This window comes from Anoxybacillus tepidamans PS2, from assembly GCF_000620165.1.
Lineage (GTDB): Bacteria > Bacillota > Bacilli > Bacillales > Anoxybacillaceae > Anoxybacteroides > Anoxybacteroides tepidamans_A.
Genome location: NZ_JHVN01000020.1, coordinates 1 through 20,658, shown reverse-complemented (window position 1 = coordinate 20,658; position 20,658 = coordinate 1). Strand labels below are relative to the sequence as shown.

Here is a 20,658-nt window from a genome sequence, read left to right as displayed (position 1 = left end):
TACCATGAAGCATAGAGGAACACAATAGAGAACCATCGTTTAACAAAATGTTTCTATAGTAATAGACAAAAAGCCGTCCCATTAAATGGGACAGCTCTCCTTTTATTTTACACCTTGGTAATCTGTCGAAAAGGTAAATTGACCAATTTGCTTGAATTTTTGGTAGCGTTGTTCGATAAGCGCTGAGTGATCTAGTTGCAGGAGTTCTTTCAGTGATCGCTTCAACACCTCATCAATCGCTTTCGCTTGCTCATCGACATTGCGGTGTGCACCGCCGCGGACTTCCGGAATAATTTCATCAATTACACCTAATTCCTTTAAATCGGGAGCAGTAATTTTCATCGTTTCGGCCGCCCGCTTTGCAAGCGAAGCATCTTTCCATAAAATCGCCGCCGCTCCCTCAGGAGAAATCACCGAATAGGTTGAGTTTTCAAGCATATGAATGTGATTGCCCACGCCAAGAGCTAATGCTCCGCCGCTGCCTCCTTCACCGATAACAATGCAGACGATTGGGACAGCAAACCCTGCCATTTCGAACAAGTTTCTCGCAATTGCCTCGCTTTGTCCGCGTTCCTCCGCAGCCTTTCCCGGATACGCCCCCTTTGTGTCTATAAAGCAAATGATCGGACGCCCAAACTTTTCTGCTTGCCTCATGAGACGAAGCGCTTTTCGATATCCTTCCGGATGCGGCATTCCGAAGTTGCGGCGAATATTTTCTTTCGTATCTTTTCCGCGCTGATGACCGATGACAGTGACAGGGAGTCCATGATATTTCGCAATTCCCCCTACAATCGCTTCGTCATCTCCAAACAAGCGGTCCCCATGGCATTCTAAAAAGTTTGTAAATAGCCGCTCGATGTAATCAAGCGTTGTTGGCCGGTTCGGATGACGGGCAATTTGCACTCGGTCCCAAGGAGTCAAATTAGCATATGTTTCGTTTTCCAGCTTTTCTAATCTTGCCTCCAGTTTCTCGATTTCCGCTGACAAATCGACATCTGTCGTTTTCGTAAATTCCTTTAGTTCACTAATTTTTTTTCGCAGTTCAATGAGCGGTTTTTCAAATTCTAGTTCTCCCACCATGCGCCGTCACCCCCTGTCTGATGAATATCAAGCACATTCGTTAACGCCTCTTTTAGTTCATGGCGGTGAATCACCGCATCTAATTGCCCATGCTTCAATAAAAATTCGGCAGTTTGAAAGTCTTCAGGCAATTCTTCGCGCACCGTCTGTTCAATGACACGGCGACCAGCAAAGCCAATCAACGCGCCCGGCTCTGCAAAGTTATAGTCGCCAAGCGAGGCAAAACTTGCTGATACCCCGCCTGTCGTTGGGTGCGTCATGACGGAAATGATAAGCCCGCCCTCATCGCTAAATAACTTAAGCGCAGCGCTCGTTTTCGCCATTTGCATCAAGCTCAGCACGCCTTCTTGCATGCGCGCTCCCCCTGAAGCGGTAAAAATGAGAAACGGAATGCGAAGTTCTCTCGCTTTTTCAACGGCACGTGCAATTTTCTCGCCCACGACTGATCCCATGCTCCCCATACGAAAAGCTGAATCCATTACAGCGATCACAAGCGGATGTCCATTTATTGTTCCCTTGCCTGTGATGACGGCTTCGTTCAAATTCGATTTCCGCCGGTCTGCCTCCAGCTTTTCCAAGTAATCAGGGAATTGCAACGGGTTTTCGGAAATCATCTCTGCGTCATACTCTTGAAAGCTTCCTTCATCAAGCAAACTTTCGATGCGCTCGCGCGATGGCAGCGGATAATGATAGCCGCAGCTCATGCACACGCGCAAATTTTTAACGAGCTCTTTTGTGTACATAATCTTTTTGCATTTTGGGCATTTACTCATAATGCCTTCAGGAACATCCTGTTTCACTTGCTCCGAAGGAATGGTAGCATACTTTTTCTTTTTGATAAAAAGCTCTTTCAGCAAGAGGTGTCCCCTCCTTAACAATTAATGTGATCATTGTTTTTGGTATGCTTCACAAATAAATCAATAACAGTTGCAGCTTTTTTTTCTGCTAGTGCAGTATACATCTGTTCGTAAAAAGCAATTGACGCTTGGGTGCCTCTATGCTGGAGGCGGGAAAAATCGTTTAATACTCGCCAGATGCGCTCTAACAAATAGTTGTTACCTGTCTTAAATACCCATTGAAAAAACGCTTCATACGTAATCGCTCTTCCTTGCATGAGCGTTTTTAACTCATCAAGCTGTTCTTTCGTACAACGTTCGCATGCAAGCATCAACCCGATTTGTTCAATAAGCCGCTTCGTTTCTACTAGATCTTCCTTCGCTTTCTGTTCGCGCAAAATAAACATTCCAAGCAAATCAATCAGCTGATGTTCGCCGAATTCTCTTAAATATGTCCCCTCTCCTCGTTTCGTTTCAATAATTCCAAGAAATTCAAGGGAACGGAGTGCCTCCCTCACAGAAGAGCGTCCTACCCGCAATCGCTCCGATAGTTCCCGTTCCGAAGGAATTTTGTCTCCAGCGACAAGCCCATCTTCTTCAATAATATGATAAATTTCCCGCAAAATTTCTGTGTAAACTTTTTGCTTCATCATCCTCTTTTTCACTCGTTTCAGATCATGAACGTTGTTTGCCGTGCCTTATCCTCGATTTTTGTTAGATACACTTGAGCCTGAGCGATTTTCCTTGGCAATGCCATTTTCCCCGCCCCTATTGACAAAGGCCAACGTTATCTGTGAATCGAATGGCATTGGAGCTACGTAATTCTCTCTATACTTTAGAGAAAAAAGGATTGTTTTCACTGCTGCCATTTCATTTGCTTTGCCCGAGCATTTAGCGCATCACGAAAATGCTAGAAACTCTAACTTAGTTCAGATCACTGAAGCGGCCCAACTTTCTTTAACCGCTTCTCTCGATATAACTGATGGACTAGAAATGACAATGATAAAAAGCAATTGAGATGATCTTTCATAAGACGCGATGTTTCTTTGATTAAAATTTTTTCGTTTCTAGTTCATAGATTTTGCAATAGCTTCTTTCACTTAATCATCCCTTGCGCATCTTTCCTGAGGCCAAACATAATAATATTCTGAGCACCGTAGCGGTATAAGAGATTAATGATAGCAAATTTATCCGCACTAGTGTTATTGACCTCAATTTTTACACGTTTCATCTTTACACAACGGACTTATTTGCGACGAACCCCCTCTGTTTGTTACTACATCCTCCGCAGTTTCTTTGCAAAGCGCTTCTAATGGGAATAAACTAGCTCACATTGCTAACGAAAAACTGGTTCTCCATTTCTAAGCTTTCTCTGGCATCCTTTATAACTATGTAGCTCCCCTTCACACAAAGCTAAACAGATCGTTAAACAGAACTGGTCTGACCACCTAACGTTTATACAATATAATAAAACGATGAAATAGTAAAGAAATATTATTTTAGCACAACATATGAATAACCGAATATTTCTCTTAGTTCTTCTAAACATTCATTCGAAGCATTTACATGATATTCCTCTGATAGCTTGATCGTTTTCTTGTCTTTCTCGTAATAAAGCACTACAGGAACATGCCCGCGATATTTTTTCAGCGCTTCTTTAAGCACCGACAGCTTTCCGTAGCGAATGTGATCAGGGGAGATTTTTATATAAAGCGCCTGTTCTCGCAATTCGGCAAGCGGGAAAACCCTTTTAATGATAAACTGTCGATTTGTCTTGCGCTCTTCCATTTTTCCTTCCAGCAATACCACTTCACCTGTTTTCAGCAAAGAATGGTAACGAGCGTATATATCAGGAAAAGCGACCGCTCTGATCTCACCGCTTTCATCACTAACGGACAAAAGCGCCATTTCCTCTCCTTTTTTCGTTCTCACCTTCCGCTCCTCGACAATATAAACACCGATGCGCAATTTCTTACCTTCGTTTTCATTCCGCACATCAGCAATACGAAGTGCACCAGCTGCTTGAAATCGACCGGTATAAGCGGAAACAGGGTGTGTCGATAAATACATCCCTAATACTTCTTTCTCACGCGCGAGCTTCTCGACAAGCGGAAGAGCCGGAGCTTCCACATACTTTGGTTTAAAAGATAGTTCATTGATCAAATTGTCTCCATCTTCCACAATATATGGGCCCATCAAATCGGCATGCTCGAGCGCCACATCGATGCTCTCTCGTAAAGTGGCCCGCTCAATACCAAATTCATCGAATCCTCCTGCTAATACTAATGATTCGATAGCCTTTCGGTTCACCGCCTTTTTTGATAAACGAAGGCAAAAATCGAATAAATCGGAAAAAGGACGTCTTTTTCTTTCCTCAATGATCGCTTTCACCGTTTGGGCACCGACATGTCTAATCGCAGCAAGACTGCAGCGAATAGCATCATTTTCAACGGAAAATGAATAATAGCTTTGATTAATAGAAGGAGGAAGTAACCGAATGCCCTTTTGTTTCATTTCTTGAACGCAATAGGCAATCTTCTCCTCATCCCCTATAAGGCTCGTTAACAACGCCGCATAAAAATATAGTGGATAATGTGTCTTTAAATAGGCGAGCTGATAAGCAATGATGCTATAAGCAACCGCATGGCTTCGGTTGAATCCGTAATTGGCAAACCGGACAATTAAAGAGTATAGTTCGTAGGCCATCTTTTCATCGTACCCTTTTGCGATGCACCCGTGAACAAAACGCTCCCGCTCTTTATTAAGAATGTCTTTATCCTTTTTGCTTATGGCGCGGCGCAACAAATCCGCTTGTCCGAGGGAAAATCCCGCCATTTCTGCGGCGATTTGCATGATTTGTTCTTGATAGATGATCACGCCATAAGTCATCTGCAAAATCGGCTGTAGATCCCGATGAAGATACGTGACGGCTTCGTCACCGTGTTTCCGTTTCACATACGTCGGAATAAAGTCCATCGGCCCTGGCCGGTATAATGCATTCACAGCAACAATATCTTCAAATTGCGATGGACGCAGCTGTTTTAATACATTTTTCATTCCTTCCGACTCCAATTGAAAAATGCCGGTTGTCTCTCCTCGACTTAATAGAGCATATGTTTTCGCATCATCGAGCGGTATGTGTTGTAAATCAACCGTTTCTCCTGTTTTTTGATAGATAAGCTTGCATATATTCGAAATGAATGTCAATGTGCGCAAGCCGAGAAAATCCATTTTCAGCAACCCAAGTTGCTCTAACACGTCCATCGGATATTGTGTCAAATAAATATTACCATGCCCTTGCTGCAATGGAACAACGTCTGAAAGCGGCTGATCGCTTATTACAACCCCTGCTGCATGGGTTGACGTATGTCGTGGAAGCCCTTCCAACTGTAAAGCGACAGCAAACGCCTTGCGCCACTTCGGCGACCCGTTAACCGCTTCTTTGAGTAAAGGCGATTGGTCGTATGCTTCTTGTAGCGTTATTCCCATTTTACTAGGAATGTGTTTCGTAATTTTCTCTATCTCTTCAGTATCAATCCCCATTGCCTTGCCGACATCACGAATCGCAGCCCGCGCTCCAAACGTTCCGAACGTAATAATTTGCGCAACGTGCTGCATTCCATATTTATCAGCGACATATTGAATGACTTCATCGCGTCGCTCATCCGGAAAATCAATATCAATATCGGGCATTGACACACGTTCAGGATTTAAAAACCGCTCAAACAGTAATCCGTATGCGACAGGATCTACGTTTGTAATGTAAAGGACATATGCTACAAGAGAACCGGCCGCCGAGCCGCGCCCCGGCCCCGTTATGATCCCCTGCTTTCGCGCAAAGCTCATAAAATCGGAGACAATTAAAAAGTAGTCGCTAAAATTCATTTGTTTAATGACTTCCAGCTCATAGCGGAGGCGCTCCAAATATACAGGGGACGGCGATACAATCCGCTCATGCAGCCCTTTTAGACAAAGACGCTGTAAATAGTCATGGGCATTTTCATTTTCCGGCAAAGGATATTTCGGAAGTTTCATATCCCCAAACACAATATCAACGTGGCATTGGGAAGCGATTTTTTCGGTATTTTCGAGCGCCAAAGGTGAGTCAGCGAACAAAGCAGCCATTTCATCGGTTGATTTTAAATAATATTCGTCGCTCGGAAGCTTTATCCTTCCCTCCTCATCGAGTTTCGTACCTTGTTGAATGGCAAGAAGACAATCATGCACGAAGGCGTCTTTTTTCTCCAGATAGTATACGTCATTGGTGGCAACAAGCGGCACCTTAGCTTCCGAACTTAAAGCGATGAGCTCCCGTTGCCACCATTCTTCCGTTCCGTGCCTTTGCACTGCTATGTAAAATGAGTCATCGCCAAACAGCCTCTTGTAGGCAAATGCAGTTTCAAGCGCTTTTTCCCATTGCTGCTGCCCTAGCAGCGTTTCAATTTGTCCACTCCTTCCCGGCGTTAGCGCGATGATACCGTCGCAGTAATGCCTGAGCCACTTCTCCGGAATACCGCCTTTCGTTTTTGTTTGAATTGCGCTGCTGATTTTGAGCAAATGTCGATACCCGATGTTATTTTTAGCTAATAACACGAGCGGGTACGCTTCATCCCCTTCAAGCTGGACGTGGGCCATCATTCCAATAATCGGCTTGATGCCGTATTTTCTGCATTCTTCATAAAACGGAATAGCACCGTACAACACGTTTTCATCTGTTAGTGCAAGCGAGTGAAATCCTAGCTCGTTTGCTTTTTTTACTAAATCTTTAATTTTCGTCGTCCCATTTAATAAGCTGTATCCGCTTCGCACATGAAGGTGAACAAACGACAATGTTCTTCCCTCCTTTTTCCTCATTATAGTCGACAAAACTTTTCGAAAGCAAAACATACTTATCATCGTTCGTCCATATATATGATTAAAGAAAGGGATGAGGCGACGATGGGAATGAAGTTAGCGTTTTTACCGGCATTCGTTCAAGGTTATTTTATCGCTCTTGGAGTGCTGCTAGGAGGAGCAATTATAGGTGGGATCGGAGCGTTTTTAATGGGGCAGCCACCGCTGACCTCCATATACCGATTTGCGCTCGATTTGAAAATTTGGGCGGTCGTGTCTGCTATCGGCGGAACGTTCGATACCTTCTACACAGTGGAGCGCGGTTTGTTTTCGGGGGAAACACGCGATATCATTAAGCAGTTTCTGCTCATCGTTTCGGCGATTGGCGGTGCGCAAACAGGTATGACAATCATTACTTGGCTGACACAGGAGCATATCTCTTCATGAGAATTCCTCCTTATTATCAGAGTCGTGCATGGCAGCGTTTTTTTGCCGGCGCAGCTATTGGTGCAATTGTAAGCTGGTTTATATTCTTACACTTATTTGGAATCCTGCAAGAAAAGCAAGTCCGCCGCATCGCCGAATTACAAGACAAAATCGTTGACTTACAGAACGATATTCAAATTTGGCAAGAAGATTATGTGAAATTAAATAAAATGAACAAAAAAAAATTGACGATACAAGAAATCCGCATCCATCTTACAAACGCTGAACAGTATAAACTCGACTCATATATGAAGTTCCGCATTGAAGAAAGCGTAAAAGAAGATATATCCCATCTCGTCGCTAAAGATATTGAAACAGTTTACAAAAGTAAAGAGCTGCTAAAAAAAACAATTGAGAATAAAACTTTTACTATTAATGAACAAGCATATAAGCTTGAAATTACTGAACTATTCCTATTCACTACGTTATCGATCGAGCTGAAGCTTAAACCAATTAGACAATAAACCTCTCCCTCCCGCACATCGTTTAGAAGCGGGAGACCTCTCGATGAATATGTTAAAAATCCCGGCGAAGCGCCGGGATTTTATGTTGCACAGCAAACGGCTTCTAAATCGGCAATCACCCGATCGGCATCATCCCATGAGTAAATGGAAGCGCCAGCGGCGAGCGGGTGTCCGCCCCCTCCGTATTTTTTGGCAACTTCATTGACAATTGGGCCTTTCGAGCGAAGGCGAACGCGAATTTCTTGATCTTCCTCAATAAAAAAGACCCATGCCTTCATTCCGTCAATGTTGCCAAGAAGGCTTACAAGCTGAGATGCTTCTGAAGGAGAGGCTCCATATTGCTGAAGCAGTTCCTTAGAGATTTTCACAAATGCCGCTCCGGTTGGTAAAAACACAAAGTTTTGTAGCACATAACCGCTTAAGTGAGCGATATTCACTTTTGTCCGGTACATATTGTCATATAGCTCTGTCAACGAAAATCCGTACTGGATTAATTCGCTTGCATAACGAAATGTTTTCTCTCCTGTTCTCGGAAAAAGAAATCGGCCCGTATCGCCGACAATTCCTGCATAAATCAGGCGTGCTGCCTCCTGCGTCATAATAAGCCCTTTTTCTTTCCCGGCTAAATAAAATTCATAAATCATTTCGCTCGTCGAACTCGCATCTGTGTTGACCCATAATAAATCGCCGTATGGATCTTCGTTCGGATGATGGTCAATTTTAATCAATTTTTTTCCAAGGCGATAACGCCCATCGCAAATGCGCTCTTGATTTGCTGTATCGCACACAATCACAAGCGCTTGTTCATAGACGCTGTCATCAATTTCATCTAATCGCCGCAAAAAGTTGAGAGATTCTTCTTCTTTTCCTACAGTGTAAATCTTTTTTTCTGGGAAAGACGCTTTTAAAATTTCCGCTAATCCCCCTTGAGAGCCGTAAGCATCTGGGTCAGGGCGCACATGGCGATGAATAATAATTGTATCAAACTCTTTAATCGTTTCTAAAATTTCCAATGCTTTTTCATTCATCATCGTCTTTCTCCTTATTTACGATAGTTTTCTTTCATTATAAGGGAAAAACATGTACAATGGTAGAGAGATAAAAGATGGAGGGTCGTCTATGCCTGTATTGGTCATTTTGATTATTTTTTCGCTTTCCTTTTATGCATACTATAAAATGAAATATTTCCGCAGCCGCCGCCCGATTGAGCGGCGATGGCTTTCTGCAAAATCTAGCATTGCTCTTGGGTCGTTCGTCTTTTTCTTCGGAGTCAATCAATTTTTTCTTTATTCTTCGACAGTGACATATGTGGTCGGATCTATATTTTTATTGATCGGTGCCGGAAGCGTATGGGCAGGGTACCGTGCCTACAAGCATTATCTGCCGCTTGTTATTGAAGAAGCTCAACAAACGGCAAAAAACGGGGGATGATCCCCGTTTTTTTTAATAGACACGTTTATCGATCCATTAGCTGGCACATCATCAGTGCCTTGCCCACAACCGTTCCTTCATGATATACCTCTACATCAACCTTCCCGAATTTCCGCCCGATTTCAAGCAATTTGGCCTTGATATCAATGGTGCTATCAATTTGCACCGGTTTAATAAAATAAATGGTAATATTTTCGATCACTAAATCTCCTCGCTTATACAGCCGCAACACTCTTGTCGCCGCTTCTGTCACAATCGTTGTGAACACACCGTAAGACAACGTCCCGAGATAGTTTGTCATTTGCGGTGTCACTGTACAGCGAAACACGTTTTCAGTTTTGGATTGCGGGTCCATTTCATGAAATTGGCTTGTAATAATATCGTCGATAGTCTCTCCCACCTGAGGCTGACGCTGAATCATTTGCAACGCCTTTAATACATCTTGCCGGCTAATAATGCCTTGCAACCGATTATGTTCATCAACTACTGGTAATAGTTCGATTCCTTCCCACACCATAATATGCGAAGCGGAAGCGACAGATGTTTTCCCGTTGACGGTAATCGGGTGTTTTGTCATCACTTTCTCAATTGATAACGCCCGGTCGCAATCTAGCACGTCTTTTGATGTAACCATCCCTTGCACTTTCAACTGCGGGTCCACAACAGGAAAGCGGCTATGTTTCGTTTCCCTATTAAGCTGATACCATCTTTCTACTATGTCGGTTGTTTGCAAGTACACCGTTTGCTCAGTCGGAATTAAAATATCTTCAACGAGAACAATTTCTTTTTTAATAAGCTGGTCGTAAATCGCTCGGTTAATCATCGTTGCCACGGTAAATGTATCGTAGCTTGTGGAAATAATCGGCAGCTGCAATTCGTCTGCTAATTTTTTGACGTAGTCAGCCGTATCAAATCCGCCGGTAATTAATACAGCCGCCCCCGCTTCTAGAGCAAGCTGGTGCGCTTTTGTCCGGTTTCCGACAATCAACAAATCCCCGGCCCCTGTATAGCGCATCATCGCCTCTAGTTGCATTGCTCCAATCACAAAGCGATTAAGCGTTTTATGAAGGCCTTCGCGTCCTCCTAACACTTGGCCATCAACAATATTGACAACTTCCGCGTACGTCAGTTTCTCAATATTTTCTTTCTTTTTTCGCTCAATGCGGATCGTGCCTACGCGCTCGATCGTGCTTACGTATCCTTTATTTTCGGCATCTTTAATGGCGCGGTAAGCCGTCCCTTCGCTCACCCCCATTTCTTTGGCAATTTGCCGAACGGAAATTTTTTCGCCAACAGGCAGACTGTCGATATATTGCAAAATTTGCTCATGTTTTGTCGCCAAAATTATTCACCCTTTGCCAAATATCTACTTTCTATTATACGGGTGAACGAGATGCGATTCAATGAAGCGGCATGATAGAAAATAAGGAAAGGAGAGCCATTCAACCGGCTCTCCTTTTCTATAACTCGATACTTTCTCCCGGTTTCAATACTTTGCCAACACCATGTTTCAACATGGAAACGAACTTGTGGGGATCTTGTTCGATCACCGGGAACGTATTGTAATGGATTGGAACAACCGTCTTTGCCTTCAGCCATTCCGCTGCCAGCGCCGCATCTTCTGGACCCATTGTAAAATTGTCGCCAATCGGCAAAAACGCGACATCGATGTCGTTTCTTTCGCCAATCAGCTTCATATCGGAAAATAACGCCGTATCCCCCGCGTGATAAATCGTTTTTCCTTCAGCGGAGAATAACATTCCACAAGGCATCCCCGTATAAATAATTTGCTTGTTTTCATCAATATAGCTTGAACCGTGGAAAGCTTGCGTCAGCTTTACTTTTCCAAACTCAAATTCATGCGCCCCTCCGATATGCATCGGATGCACATTGACCCCTTGCCAGCTTAAATACGTTGCCAATTCAAACGGCGCTACGACAAGCGCATTGTTGCGCAATGCAAGAGGAACGGTGTCGCCGACATGATCTCCATGGCCATGCGTCAGCAAAATGACATCAACATGCACGTCATCTGCTTTTAAATCGGTAGCCCCGTTTCCTGTAATAAACGGATCAATAAAAATCGTTTTACCGCCTGTTTCGATTTTTACCACCGAATGTCCGTAGTAAGTTAATTTCACCGATATTCGCTCCTTTCCTAATAAACCTTTCATGTTATGTATTCGCAGAAAATTTCGGATTTCCTTTTTCAATTGAATAAGCGTTTACATCTCATTCAATTATTGGTACCCTCAAAATAGACTACTATAACAAAGAAGGGGATGCTATGAACCAACGACTTCAAGCGTTTCAACAATGGCTCCAAGAACAACATATTTCATTTGCTATCATTACGTCAACACCGAATGTTTTTTACCTTAGCGGATTTTATAGCGATCCGCACGAGCGACTGCTCGCTCTTGTCGTCTTTCCAAATGAAGAACCGATACTCGTTTGCCCGCAAATGGAGGCAGGGCAAGCAAAACGCTCGGGCTGGCACTATTCGTTGATCGGCTACAGCGACATTGAAAATCCTTGGGAGCTCATTTCCGAGCATGTCACTAAAAGACAGCCTGCCGCCGACCGCATTGCTGTTGAAAAAACCCATCTTTCGCTTGAACGATATGAACAGCTATGTACATATTTTTCAGCACGATCCACCATTAACGCCGAAGAAAAGCTGCGCGAGCTTCGGATGATGAAGGATGAACAAGAGGTTTCGATCTTGCGCCAAGCAGCGGCGTTGGCCGATCTTGGAGTTGAAGTCGGCGTCAAAGCGATCGCCGAAGGAAAAACAGAATTAGAGATTATTGCAGCGATCGAATACGAACTAAAGAAACAAGGTGTTCGCGAAATGTCGTTCGCAACGATGGTGCTCACGGGACAAAAAACAGCCGACCCGCATGGTACGCCTGGCTTGGCGGCGATCCAAAAAGGAGATTTTGTCTTATTTGATTTAGGCGTCGTTCTCGATGGATATTGTTCTGACATTACAAGAACCGTCGTCTTTGGCAAGCCGAGCGATGAACAAAAGCGAATCTATGAAACTGTATTAAAAGCCCAACTTGCGGCGATCGCTGCCTCAAAGCCCGGCGCGGCAGCGGGAACAGTGGATCAAGCAGCACGACAAATCATTGAACAAGCCGGATACGGATCCTACTTTACTCACCGTGTCGGCCACGGATTAGGAATCGAGATTCACGAATACCCGTCAATGAACGCAACGAATGCGATGGCACTTGAACAAGGAATGGTATTTACAATTGAACCAGGCATTTACGTTCCGTCCATTGGCGGCGTGCGAATCGAAGATGACGTGCTTATCACCAATGATGGTGTTGAAATTTTAACAAGCTATCCAAAAGAGTTGATCACTCTATAAGCAAAGCGGCGTTTTCGCAAAAAGCGAAGACGCCGTTTGACTTTTACATTGATTCAAGGATCGTTTTAGCCTCTTGAAATGCTAAGCCGTGCGCTTGTGCGACCGCTTCATACGTTACATATCCATTTAACGTGTTCATCCCTTTTAATAAAGCCGGATTGTCCAAACACGCCTTTTGATACCCTTTGTTTGCGATTTGCAGCGCATACGGAACGGTCACGTTCGTTAATGCAAATGTTGATGTGCGCGGCACCGCCCCTGGCATGTTGGCTACCGCATAATGAACGACACCATGTTTCGTATATGTTGGATCGCTATGGGTGGTGACCCGATCCGTCGTTTCGAAAATGCCGCCCTGGTCAATCGCGATATCAACGACGACAGACCCTGGTGTCATGGAGCGAATCATTTCTTCCGTCACAAGCTTCGGCGCTTTGGCCCCCGGAATGAGAACCGCCCCGATGACCAAATCCGAATCTTTCACCGACTCGGCGATGTTATACATGTTCGACATGAGGGTCGTCACATTGTTTCCAAATAAATCTTCAAGCTGGCGAAGCCGCTCTGGATTTACATCAATAATCGTTACTTCCGCCCCAAGTCCAACCGCCATCTTCGCCGCATTCGTTCCAGCCACTCCCCCGCCGATAATTGTCACTTTTCCGCGCTTTACTCCCGGCACGCTTCCGAGTAAAATTCCTTTTCCGCCATGCGGCTTTTCTAAAAACTGCGCACCAATTTGCACTGACATGCGCCCGGCCACTTCGCTCATCGGTGTAAGAAGCGGCAAAGAACCGTTCGCTAATTGCACTGTTTCATATGCGATGGCAACAACTTTTTTATCAATGAGTGCCTTTGTTAATGCCGGCTCTGGAGCAAGGTGCAAATACGTAAATAAAATGAGCCCTTCCCGAAAATAAGCATACTCCTCTGGAAGCGGTTCTTTTACCTTCATCACCATTTCTGCCGCCCATGCATCTTCTGCAGTCTTAACAATCGTCGCTCCTGCTTGCGCATATTCATCATCCGAAAATCCCGACCCTTCGCCAGCTCCTGTTTGCACGTGCACCTCATGTCCCGCTTGAACTAGCGTCATTGCTCCCGCAGGGGTCATCGCAACACGATTTTCATTATTTTTTATTTCTTTAGGAACACCAATTTTCATAACGAGCCATCCTCCTCGTAATAGTTTAGAACATCATATACATGGTAATGCTTCTGTTTTACTCGCAGCCATAAAAAAATCACCTCATTCTTCTAGGATGAGATGATTTTTGGAAAAATATTCACATTACCGATGGCGGTGAATCACATCCAATCCTCCTGTCACTTCAATCACCGTGCCGGTAATCATATCGGAATTTTCCTCGCATAAAAATGCGACGACACGCGCAATATCTTCCCCTGTTCCAGACCGTCCAATCGGCGTCATATCATCTTTTTTTTGCCGTGCTTGTGCAATCGTCGCTTCTTTCATATCCCCTAAAATATTACCGGGGCAAATCATATTCGCGGTAATTCCATATTCTGCTTCTTCTACTGCAATCGTTTTTGTCAATGACACGAGGCCGACTTTCGCCGCGCTGAACGCGGAGCGGTGCAGCCAGCCTGGCGCGCTTTCTGCCCCTTGAAATCCGTATGTAATAATGCGCCCAAATCTCTGTTTTCTCATAATCGGAATCGTTTTTTTAAACAGATGGAAAACAGCGCTTAAATTGCCTTCAATCATTTCATACCATTCCGCTTCATCATAGTCGGCTAGTTTTTTTCTTTCAAAAATATATGGGCCCGCATTGTTAATCAGAAAATCAATTCTACCAAAACGATTAACAGCCTCATCTACTAAACGATGCAAATCTTCTTTCTTGGTTACATCCCCTTTCACAAATTGCAAGCGTTGCGAAAGGTGAGCATATTTGTCTTTTAATGACTGAACTGCATTCTCGTCGCTTCTATAATTAACAGTGACAGAATAGCCTTTCTCGAGCAGCTTTTCCGTTACTTTTCTCCCTAATCCCTTTGCTCCAGCAGTGATAAGGGCATGCCGCACAAAAAACGCCTCCCTATAATCTCTTTGTACATCTCTAATTTACTATAAAAAATACGGTTATAACATTTTTTATGATAAAAAAATCAGGCTGACGGAAAAATATTATGTCAGCCTGTACAACTAGCCTGCGCTGTAGTGGTGTATTAGATGCAATTATCATTTGATTTAAAGATCAAATATAGTTTTTCTTAATCTAACTCAAGGGTTCGTTGTTCTGTTTGGCGATAACGCGGGTCTTCAATAAGCTCTCGATCCTCAAAACCGCTATGGTAAGCGCTTGTAATTTGCTGGCTAATCTCCAAAGCATCTTCTTCGTCATAGTATAAAATTTCGCGCTCTCTCGGCATCATATTCCCCCCTTTTCATGAAACTGTAACCCCTAATTTTTCTATTCTCCTACTTCCCTGTCCGGTTGATAGTGCAGCTCTTCTCGTTCAAGACCTCCGCTTTGGTACGCATTAGTAATTTGTTCACTAACTGCCCGCGCCTGCTCTTCATCATAATGCAATGATTGTTTGTAACCACTGCTCCTTTTCTCCACTGCTGTCACCCCTTTTCATCAAATCATCATGACAGCTTTAGTTTTCTTATTTTTTCTCCTGATATACTGTCGTTATCATTAACATTTCTAGCCAAAACAAGAAGGCCGTGAACACTTATAGAAACGAGGGGGCAAAACCGTTAAACGAAATAGCAGTAAACATGCCTCGCTTGTAATCATTGAGGTAAAGGCGGAAAATAGTGGTATTTAGTCATCAGAAATAAAAAACGAGGATCATTCCTCTGAAAGAAATGATCCTCGTTTTGTTTATTTTCCATTGTCGGCTGTCAAAAGCATCTTAGCCTTTTCAATCGCTTGACGGACTTCAGTGAATCCTGTACCGCCTGCGCTTTGGCGACGATTCACTGCCGTATAAGGATTCAACGCGTCGTAAATATCTTGCTCAAACAATTCCGATGCCTTTTTATAATCGGAAAGCGGCAAATCCGCTAAGAAAATACCTTTTTCAATGCATATTAAGACAAGTTGGCCGACCACTTCGTGTGCCTCGCGGAACGGCATGCCTTTTTTCGCTAAATAATCAGCAAGCTCCGTTGCATTGGAAAAATCCTGCTTGGTCGCCTGTTCCATTACTTGCTCGTTCACTTTCATCGTCGCAATCATGCCAGCGAAAATTTTTAAAGAGCCGATCACCGTTTTTACCGTATCGAACATGCCTTCTTTGTCTTCCTGCATGTCTTTGTTGTAAGCAAGCGGCGTCCCTTTCATCACCGTCAACAAACCGAATAAATTGCCGTACACTCGCCCGGTTTTGCCGCGAATGAGCTCGGCCATATCCGGATTTTTCTTTTGCGGCATGATGCTGCTTCCTGTTGCGAACGCATCGTCCATTTCGACGAAGCGAAACTCTTGGCTTGACCAAAGAATCAGTTCTTCGCAAAAGCGCGACAAATGCATCATGAGCATGGAGCTGTTGCTTAAAAACTCAATGATAAAATCGCGATCGCTTACCGCATCGATGCTGTTTTCATAAATGCCGTCAAACCCGAGAAGCTCCGCCGTCAAATGGCGGTCGATCGGAAACGTCGTCCCTGCCAATGCCCCAGCGCCAAGCGGCGATTTATTGATGCGCTTGAGCGACTCCGTAAACCGCTCGCGGTCGCGCTCAAGCATCCAAAAATACGCCAGCAAGTGGTGCGCAAACGAAATCGGCTGCGCCCTTTGCAAATGCGTGTATCCCGGAATAAGTGTTTCGACGTGGGCTTCCGCTTTTTCGATTAGCACTTTTTGCAGCTCTTGGATCAGCTCGATAATTTCTTTGACCCGTTTGCGCAAATATAGATGCATATCAGTCGCCACTTGGTCGTTCCGGCTGCGGCCCGTATGCAGCTTTCCGCCGACCGGGCCGATTTCGTCGATCAGCATTTTTTCGATGTTTAAATGAATATCTTCATATGCAACGGAAAACTCAAGCTGCCCTTGCTTTGCTTTTTCTAAAAGGGAAAGCAAACCAGCTTTGATCACTTCGACATCGTCGTTTGGCAAAATGCCGCATTTCCCCAGCATCGTCACATGGGCGATACTTCCTTCAATATCCTCTTCGACAAGCTGTTGGTCAAAGGGGATCGATGCACCAAACTCATCGACCCATTCTTCTGCCGTTTTCGTAAACCGGCCGCCCCATAGCTTTTTCACACGTTCACCTTCTTTTGGCTGTTCACGATGCTGTATACTTTCGTCGGCAAACCAAAGAGGGAAATAAAGCCGACTGCTGCCTGATGGTCAAATTCGTCTTCTGCTGTATATGTCGCCAATTTTTCATCGTATAATGAGAACTCCGATTTCCGTCCTTCAATAATCGCATGGCCTTTAAACAATTTAACACGCACAACACCAGTGACATTTTTTTGCGTCTCTTTTAAGAAAGCCACGAGCGCATCTTTCAATGGCGAGAACCATAAACCATTGTAGATGATCTCCGCTAATTTTTGTTCAATTAACGGTTTAAAATGCGCCACTTCCTTCACTAATGTTAAATCTTCCAATTCTTTATGCGCTTTAATAAGCGTGATCGCTCCCGGACACTCGTATACTTCGCGCGATTTAATGCCGACAAGGCGGTTTTCAACATGGTCGATGCGGCCAACTCCGTGTTTGCCGGCAAGGGCGTTTAACTCAAGAATTAATTGAGCTAGCGAATATTTTTGGCCATTTAGCGTTGTCGGCACCCCTTGTTCAAAACCGATTTCAATGATATCCGGCACATCTGGTGTATTTTCAAGAGCCGCTGTTAATTCATAAGCTTCTTCCGGCGGCGCAGCCCATGGATCTTCTAAAATGCCGCACTCGTTGCTGCGTCCCCATAAGTTTTGGTCGATGGAGAACGGGCTGTCTAAATCAACAGGAATTGGAATGTTATGTTTTTTCGCATATTCGATTTCCTCTTCACGGGACCAGCTCCACTCCCGCACTGGCGCCACAACCTCAAGATTTGGATTTAACGCTTTAATTGATACTTCAAAACGCACTTGGTCGTTTCCTTTCCCGGTGCAGCCGTGCGCGACCGCTACTGCCCCCTCTAATTCTGCGATTTCAACTAATTTTTTCGCGATGAGCGGACGAGATAGAGCGGAAACTAGCGGATATTTTCCTTCGTAAAGCGTATGCGCCTGCAAAGCAACAAGAGCATACTCATCGGCAAATTCTTCCTTTGCATCAATCACGTATGACTTAATCGCTCCAACTGTTAACGCTTTTTCTTTTATAAAATCAAGGTCCTTTCCTTCGCCTACGTCTAAACAACAAGCAACAACATCATAGCCTCGCTCTTGTAACCACTTAATCGCAACAGATGTATCTAAACCACCCGAATAGGCTAACACAATTTTTGGATTGGCCATGTTTATTCCCCTTCCGTTTAATAAATATACTTTAAATTAAATAATTATTCAAAAATTCCACAATACCACTTTATCAACTTTTGCTGCTTTTTTCAATAGTTATTCATAAAAAAGCATAAAAATACTAGAATTCCCCTATTGGTTATTTTTCATACTTTTTTGTAAAATAAAAATAGGAGAAAGCGAGGGAAGGATTATGAATGATTATTTTACGTACGATGAGCGTCTTGGCATCCCGCTGCCGATGCTTTCGAAAGAATGGGAAGAGTATGACGAAAAAGAACAGCATGATATTTTGCTCGAGTGGGAAAAAATTCGCGGAGCCATTCCCGACCGAATCGCTGAACTAGAACAAATCATTAATCAAAAGCAAGCAGAGTTGAGCGATGAAAGCGATTTTGCCCGCTCCTGCCAATTAAATTCAGAAATTGCGGAACTTGCTTCAATTATCAATGATTTATGGATCTGGTACCGCATGAACCAGACCGTATCAGAAAGAATTCATCGCTAAATAATGGATTGAAAGGAGGGACAAATTATAAAGCTCTCCTTATTTATTTTTATTGTTTTTATTATGATAATTTTTTGTTTTTATAAAATATATTGAATATTTATTTTGTTCGTATTACTATTTTATATGAATTTGTATTTTTTGGGGGAGATAAATATGGCTAACTTATCATCATACGCTTCAGTTATTAACTCTTTTTCTTGGGATCAAGTATTTGCACGTTATGACTGGAATCCAAAAGAACGCTTCAATGCCGCCCATGAAGCGTGCGATCGCTATGCGGACGATCCGCACCGCATCGCTTTATTTTACGAAAATTATTTAGGTGAAAAGAAAGCGATTACATATCGCGAGTTGCGCGATTGGTCGAATCAAATGGCCAATGTGTTCCGTAAAATCGGCGTACAAAAAGGGGACCGGGTTTGCGCGCTTCTACCGAAAAATCCGGCGCTAGTCGTCTACATTCTCGCTGCATGGAAAGTCGGAGCAATTTATGTGCCGCTATTTACAGCGTTTGGGCCGCAGGCTGTCGAATACCGAATTAACCACTCCGAGGCAAAAGTTATATTAACTAATAAAGATCAACGTGTGAAATTACCAGAAAAGGAAAAAACACCGTCATTGAAACACGTATTTGTCATTGATGGATGCGACGACGCGAGCGACTTGCCGTTTTGGGAAACGCTTGCAAAAGAATCCACGGACCATACTACCGAAGAAACAACGGTTAACGATTTGTTGGCGATTCAGTATACATCAGGTTCTACCGGAATGCCGAAGGGCGCAATGTGGCCGCACAACTTGCTTATTAACGTTTATCCTTACATGAAATATGCGATCGATTTACGAGAGGACGACGTGTTTTTAGGAGGAGCTGACCCGGGATGGGCTTATGGTCTCATCTTTTGCACGTTCGCCCCAATGAGTTTCGGCGTGCCGATCGTCTTTTATGAAGGGCCATTTAAACCCGAAACATACTACGGGCTTATGGAAAAGTATCGCGTGACGAATTTTGCCTACGCGCCGACCGCTTACCGGGCAATGGTCGCCTCTGGCGAAGAATTAATCAAAAAATACGACATCAACGTGCGCGCGATGAGCTCAGCGGGAGAACCGTTAAACCCAGAGGTCATTCGCTTCTTCCAAAAACATTTAGGCGTAACTGTTCATGACCATTACGGTTTATCGGAAACGTTAATGCTAATTGGCAACTTTAACGCACTCAATATGGAAATACATCCTGGCTCGATGGGATGGGCGTTACCAGGATTTGAGGTCGCACTGCTTGACGATAATGGAAACCCTGTCAAAGACGGAGAAGTTGGACAAATTGCGTTCAACACTGATTCCGTTCCGAACGTATTTAAAGGATATTGGAGAGACCCTGAAAAAACAGCAGAACGATTGCTAGGCAGCTGGTTCCTTACAGGGGATTTAGCGTCAAGGGATGCCGACGGATACTTTTGGTTCCAAGGCCGTGCCGACGATATTATCTCTAGCGCCGGATACCGTATTGGTCCTTTTGAAGTGGAAAGCTCCCTTATTGAACATCCAGCAGTAGTGGAAGCTGCTGTCGTCGGAAAGCCGGATCCGTTCAAAGGAGAAATCGTCAAAGCTTTTGTCGTGTTAGCCGACGGCTACGTGCCATCAGAAGAGCTAGCGAAGGAATTGTCCTTGTTTGTGAAAAACCGTTTATCAAAACATGAATACCCTCGTGAAGTAGAATTCGTATCAGAACTGCCAAAAACATCGAGCGGGAAGATCCAGCGATTCATCCTTCGCAATCAAGAAATCGAAAAACAAAAAAATGCGAATTAAAAACTAAGAAGTGTCCGTCTTTTCATACGGACACTTCAAAGTGTTGAAAAAGTCAGGCGTCAAGAAAAAGTTCACGGAACATGTGAACTTTTTCTTTTCTTTTGGCTTTACATTTGATACGTTAAAGATAGGCCATAGAGTTGAAGGGATCGTAATTTGGCCCATTTTTTTAGGTTTTGGATCATGGCGGTGATCCAAACCTGAATCTGTACGTATCGAACTCCTCGGTACCGCGCAAAGCGAAGACCGTGGAGTTCTTTGCTTTCTGCGAAACTTCGCTCGATCGTGGCGGGACGAACTGATCGCAACACCTTGCCCCTTGCCGATAACCGACGATTCCTCATTCGATCATAGATGTCTTGATG

General features: G+C 43.9%; 20 protein-coding genes. 6 read left to right on the top strand and 14 right to left on the bottom strand.

Annotated features, from left to right (window positions below):
- Window positions 1-102: 102 nt before the first annotated feature.
- The 4 genes from accA to N667_RS0114105 all read right to left on the bottom strand — a co-directional run bounded on the left by accA (window position 103) and on the right by N667_RS0114105 (window position 6,746).
- Complete coding sequence (accA, locus tag N667_RS0114130) at window positions 103-1,080, bottom strand: acetyl-CoA carboxylase carboxyl transferase subunit alpha (RefSeq protein WP_027410178.1); 978 nt, start codon at window positions 1,078-1,080, stop codon at window positions 103-105.
- Window positions 1,065-1,937: an acetyl-CoA carboxylase, carboxyltransferase subunit beta gene (gene accD / locus N667_RS0114125; RefSeq protein ID WP_027410177.1), complete on the bottom strand. Its 873-nt coding sequence runs from the start codon at window positions 1,935-1,937 to the stop codon at window positions 1,065-1,067. Before accD ends, accA begins: the two co-directional genes overlap by 16 nt.
- Before the next feature lie 14 nt (window positions 1,938-1,951).
- The gene (locus N667_RS18770) at window positions 1,952-2,566 is read right to left on the bottom strand and encodes a FadR/GntR family transcriptional regulator (RefSeq protein WP_156936138.1); all 615 of its coding nucleotides are present in this window, start codon (window positions 2,564-2,566) and stop codon (window positions 1,952-1,954) included.
- An 844-nt stretch (window positions 2,567-3,410) separates the two neighbouring features.
- A complete protein-coding gene (locus N667_RS0114105) occupies window positions 3,411-6,746 on the bottom strand; it encodes a DNA polymerase III subunit alpha (protein WP_027410176.1) in 3,336 nt (1,111 codons plus the stop codon).
- 108 nt (window positions 6,747-6,854) lie between these two features.
- On the opposite strand from N667_RS0114105, the gene N667_RS0114100 reads away from it, so the two are divergent.
- Window positions 6,855-7,196, top strand: a complete 342-nt coding sequence (locus N667_RS0114100; protein WP_027410175.1) for a YtrH family sporulation protein — start codon at window positions 6,855-6,857, stop codon at window positions 7,194-7,196.
- A complete protein-coding gene (gene ytrI / locus N667_RS0114095; RefSeq protein ID WP_027410174.1) occupies window positions 7,193-7,699 on the top strand; it encodes a sporulation membrane protein YtrI in 507 nt (168 codons plus the stop codon). The genes N667_RS0114100 and ytrI overlap by 4 nt, the downstream gene beginning before the upstream one ends.
- Window positions 7,700-7,779: 80 nt before the next feature.
- On the opposite strand, the gene N667_RS0114090 is transcribed toward ytrI, so the two are convergent.
- On the bottom strand, window positions 7,780-8,727 hold the full coding sequence (locus N667_RS0114090) for a DHH family phosphoesterase (protein ID WP_027410173.1): 948 nt from the start codon (window positions 8,725-8,727) through the stop codon (window positions 7,780-7,782).
- A 91-nt stretch (window positions 8,728-8,818) separates the two neighbouring features.
- On the opposite strand from N667_RS0114090, the gene N667_RS0114085 reads away from it, so the two are divergent.
- Window positions 8,819-9,130 carry a YtpI family protein gene (locus N667_RS0114085; protein WP_027410172.1) on the top strand — a complete coding sequence of 104 codons (312 nt, stop codon included), beginning with the start codon at window positions 8,819-8,821 and terminating at the stop codon, window positions 9,128-9,130.
- A 25-nt stretch (window positions 9,131-9,155) separates the two neighbouring features.
- On the opposite strand, the gene N667_RS0114080 is transcribed toward N667_RS0114085, so the two are convergent.
- Together N667_RS0114080 and N667_RS0114075 are read right to left on the bottom strand one after the other, a co-directional pair.
- Entirely contained in the window at window positions 9,156-10,472 is a 1,317-nt protein-coding gene (locus N667_RS0114080; protein WP_027410171.1) for a CBS domain-containing protein, read from the bottom strand.
- A 118-nt stretch (window positions 10,473-10,590) separates the two neighbouring features.
- A complete protein-coding gene (locus tag N667_RS0114075) occupies window positions 10,591-11,271 on the bottom strand; it encodes a metal-dependent hydrolase (protein ID WP_027410170.1) in 681 nt (226 codons plus the stop codon).
- 146 nt (window positions 11,272-11,417) lie between these two features.
- On the opposite strand from N667_RS0114075, the gene N667_RS0114070 reads away from it, so the two are divergent.
- Window positions 11,418-12,512 carry a M24 family metallopeptidase gene (locus N667_RS0114070; protein WP_027410169.1) on the top strand — a complete coding sequence of 365 codons (1,095 nt, stop codon included), beginning with the start codon at window positions 11,418-11,420 and terminating at the stop codon, window positions 12,510-12,512.
- Window positions 12,513-12,555: 43 nt separating this feature from the next.
- Here the strand turns inward: N667_RS0114070 and ald are convergent, their stop codons facing one another.
- The 6 genes from ald to N667_RS0114040 all read right to left on the bottom strand — a co-directional run bounded on the left by ald (window position 12,556) and on the right by N667_RS0114040 (window position 17,964).
- The gene (gene ald, locus N667_RS0114065; RefSeq protein ID WP_027410168.1) at window positions 12,556-13,677 is read right to left on the bottom strand and encodes an alanine dehydrogenase; all 1,122 of its coding nucleotides are present in this window, start codon (window positions 13,675-13,677) and stop codon (window positions 12,556-12,558) included.
- A 126-nt stretch (window positions 13,678-13,803) separates the two neighbouring features.
- Complete coding sequence (locus tag N667_RS0114060) at window positions 13,804-14,562, bottom strand: SDR family oxidoreductase (RefSeq protein ID WP_027410167.1); 759 nt, start codon at window positions 14,560-14,562, stop codon at window positions 13,804-13,806.
- A 188-nt stretch (window positions 14,563-14,750) separates the two neighbouring features.
- On the bottom strand, window positions 14,751-14,909 hold the full coding sequence (locus N667_RS20060) for a hypothetical protein (protein WP_198020559.1): 159 nt from the start codon (window positions 14,907-14,909) through the stop codon (window positions 14,751-14,753).
- Between the two features lie 41 nt (window positions 14,910-14,950).
- Window positions 14,951-15,103 (bottom strand): hypothetical protein, encoded by a 153-nt coding sequence (locus N667_RS20055; protein WP_198020557.1) that lies wholly within the window; start codon window positions 15,101-15,103, stop codon window positions 14,951-14,953.
- Between the two features lie 267 nt (window positions 15,104-15,370).
- The gene (argH, locus tag N667_RS0114045; RefSeq protein WP_027410166.1) at window positions 15,371-16,759 is read right to left on the bottom strand and encodes an argininosuccinate lyase; all 1,389 of its coding nucleotides are present in this window, start codon (window positions 16,757-16,759) and stop codon (window positions 15,371-15,373) included.
- Complete coding sequence (locus N667_RS0114040) at window positions 16,756-17,964, bottom strand: argininosuccinate synthase (protein ID WP_027410165.1); 1,209 nt, start codon at window positions 17,962-17,964, stop codon at window positions 16,756-16,758. The genes argH and N667_RS0114040 overlap by 4 nt, the downstream gene beginning before the upstream one ends.
- Before the next feature lie 196 nt (window positions 17,965-18,160).
- Here N667_RS0114040 and N667_RS0114035 point away from each other — a divergent pair, with 196 nt between their 5' ends.
- Both N667_RS0114035 and N667_RS0114030 read left to right on the top strand, forming a co-directional pair.
- Window positions 18,161-18,475 (top strand): hypothetical protein, encoded by a 315-nt coding sequence (locus N667_RS0114035; RefSeq protein WP_027410164.1) that lies wholly within the window; start codon window positions 18,161-18,163, stop codon window positions 18,473-18,475.
- A gap of 156 nt (window positions 18,476-18,631) precedes the next feature.
- A complete protein-coding gene (locus N667_RS0114030; protein ID WP_027410163.1) occupies window positions 18,632-20,293 on the top strand; it encodes an acyl-CoA synthetase in 1,662 nt (553 codons plus the stop codon).
- A gap of 107 nt (window positions 20,294-20,400) precedes the next feature.
- Here the strand turns inward: N667_RS0114030 and N667_RS18765 are convergent.
- On the bottom strand, window positions 20,401-20,658 hold a 258-nt coding region (locus tag N667_RS18765; protein WP_035099006.1), incomplete at its 5' end, for a transposase.

What these genes read in the sequence shown, in the direction of transcription:
- N667_RS0114090 (WP_027410173.1), bottom strand. Translation starts at nt 8,727, where the DNA reads ATGAATGAAAAAGCATTGGAAATTTTAGAAACGATTAAAGAGTTTGAT.
- accA (WP_027410178.1), bottom strand. Translation starts at nt 1,080, where the DNA reads ATGGTGGGAGAACTAGAATTTGAAAAACCGCTCATTGAACTGCGAAAA.
- N667_RS18770 (WP_156936138.1), bottom strand. Translation starts at nt 2,566, where the DNA reads ATGAAGCAAAAAGTTTACACAGAAATTTTGCGGGAAATTTATCATATT.
- N667_RS0114070 (WP_027410169.1), top strand. Translation starts at nt 11,418, where the DNA reads ATGAACCAACGACTTCAAGCGTTTCAACAATGGCTCCAAGAACAACAT.
- N667_RS20060 (WP_198020559.1), bottom strand. Translation starts at nt 14,909, where the DNA reads ATGCCGAGAGAGCGCGAAATTTTATACTATGACGAAGAAGATGCTTTG.
- ytrI (WP_027410174.1), top strand. Translation starts at nt 7,193, where the DNA reads ATGAGAATTCCTCCTTATTATCAGAGTCGTGCATGGCAGCGTTTTTTT.
- N667_RS0114040 (WP_027410165.1), bottom strand. Translation starts at nt 17,964, where the DNA reads ATGGCCAATCCAAAAATTGTGTTAGCCTATTCGGGTGGTTTAGATACA.
- N667_RS0114035 (WP_027410164.1), top strand. Translation starts at nt 18,161, where the DNA reads ATGAATGATTATTTTACGTACGATGAGCGTCTTGGCATCCCGCTGCCG.
- N667_RS0114100 (WP_027410175.1), top strand. Translation starts at nt 6,855, where the DNA reads ATGGGAATGAAGTTAGCGTTTTTACCGGCATTCGTTCAAGGTTATTTT.
- N667_RS0114085 (WP_027410172.1), top strand. Translation starts at nt 8,819, where the DNA reads ATGCCTGTATTGGTCATTTTGATTATTTTTTCGCTTTCCTTTTATGCA.
- N667_RS0114030 (WP_027410163.1), top strand. Translation starts at nt 18,632, where the DNA reads ATGGCTAACTTATCATCATACGCTTCAGTTATTAACTCTTTTTCTTGG.
- ald (WP_027410168.1), bottom strand. Translation starts at nt 13,677, where the DNA reads ATGAAAATTGGTGTTCCTAAAGAAATAAAAAATAATGAAAATCGTGTT.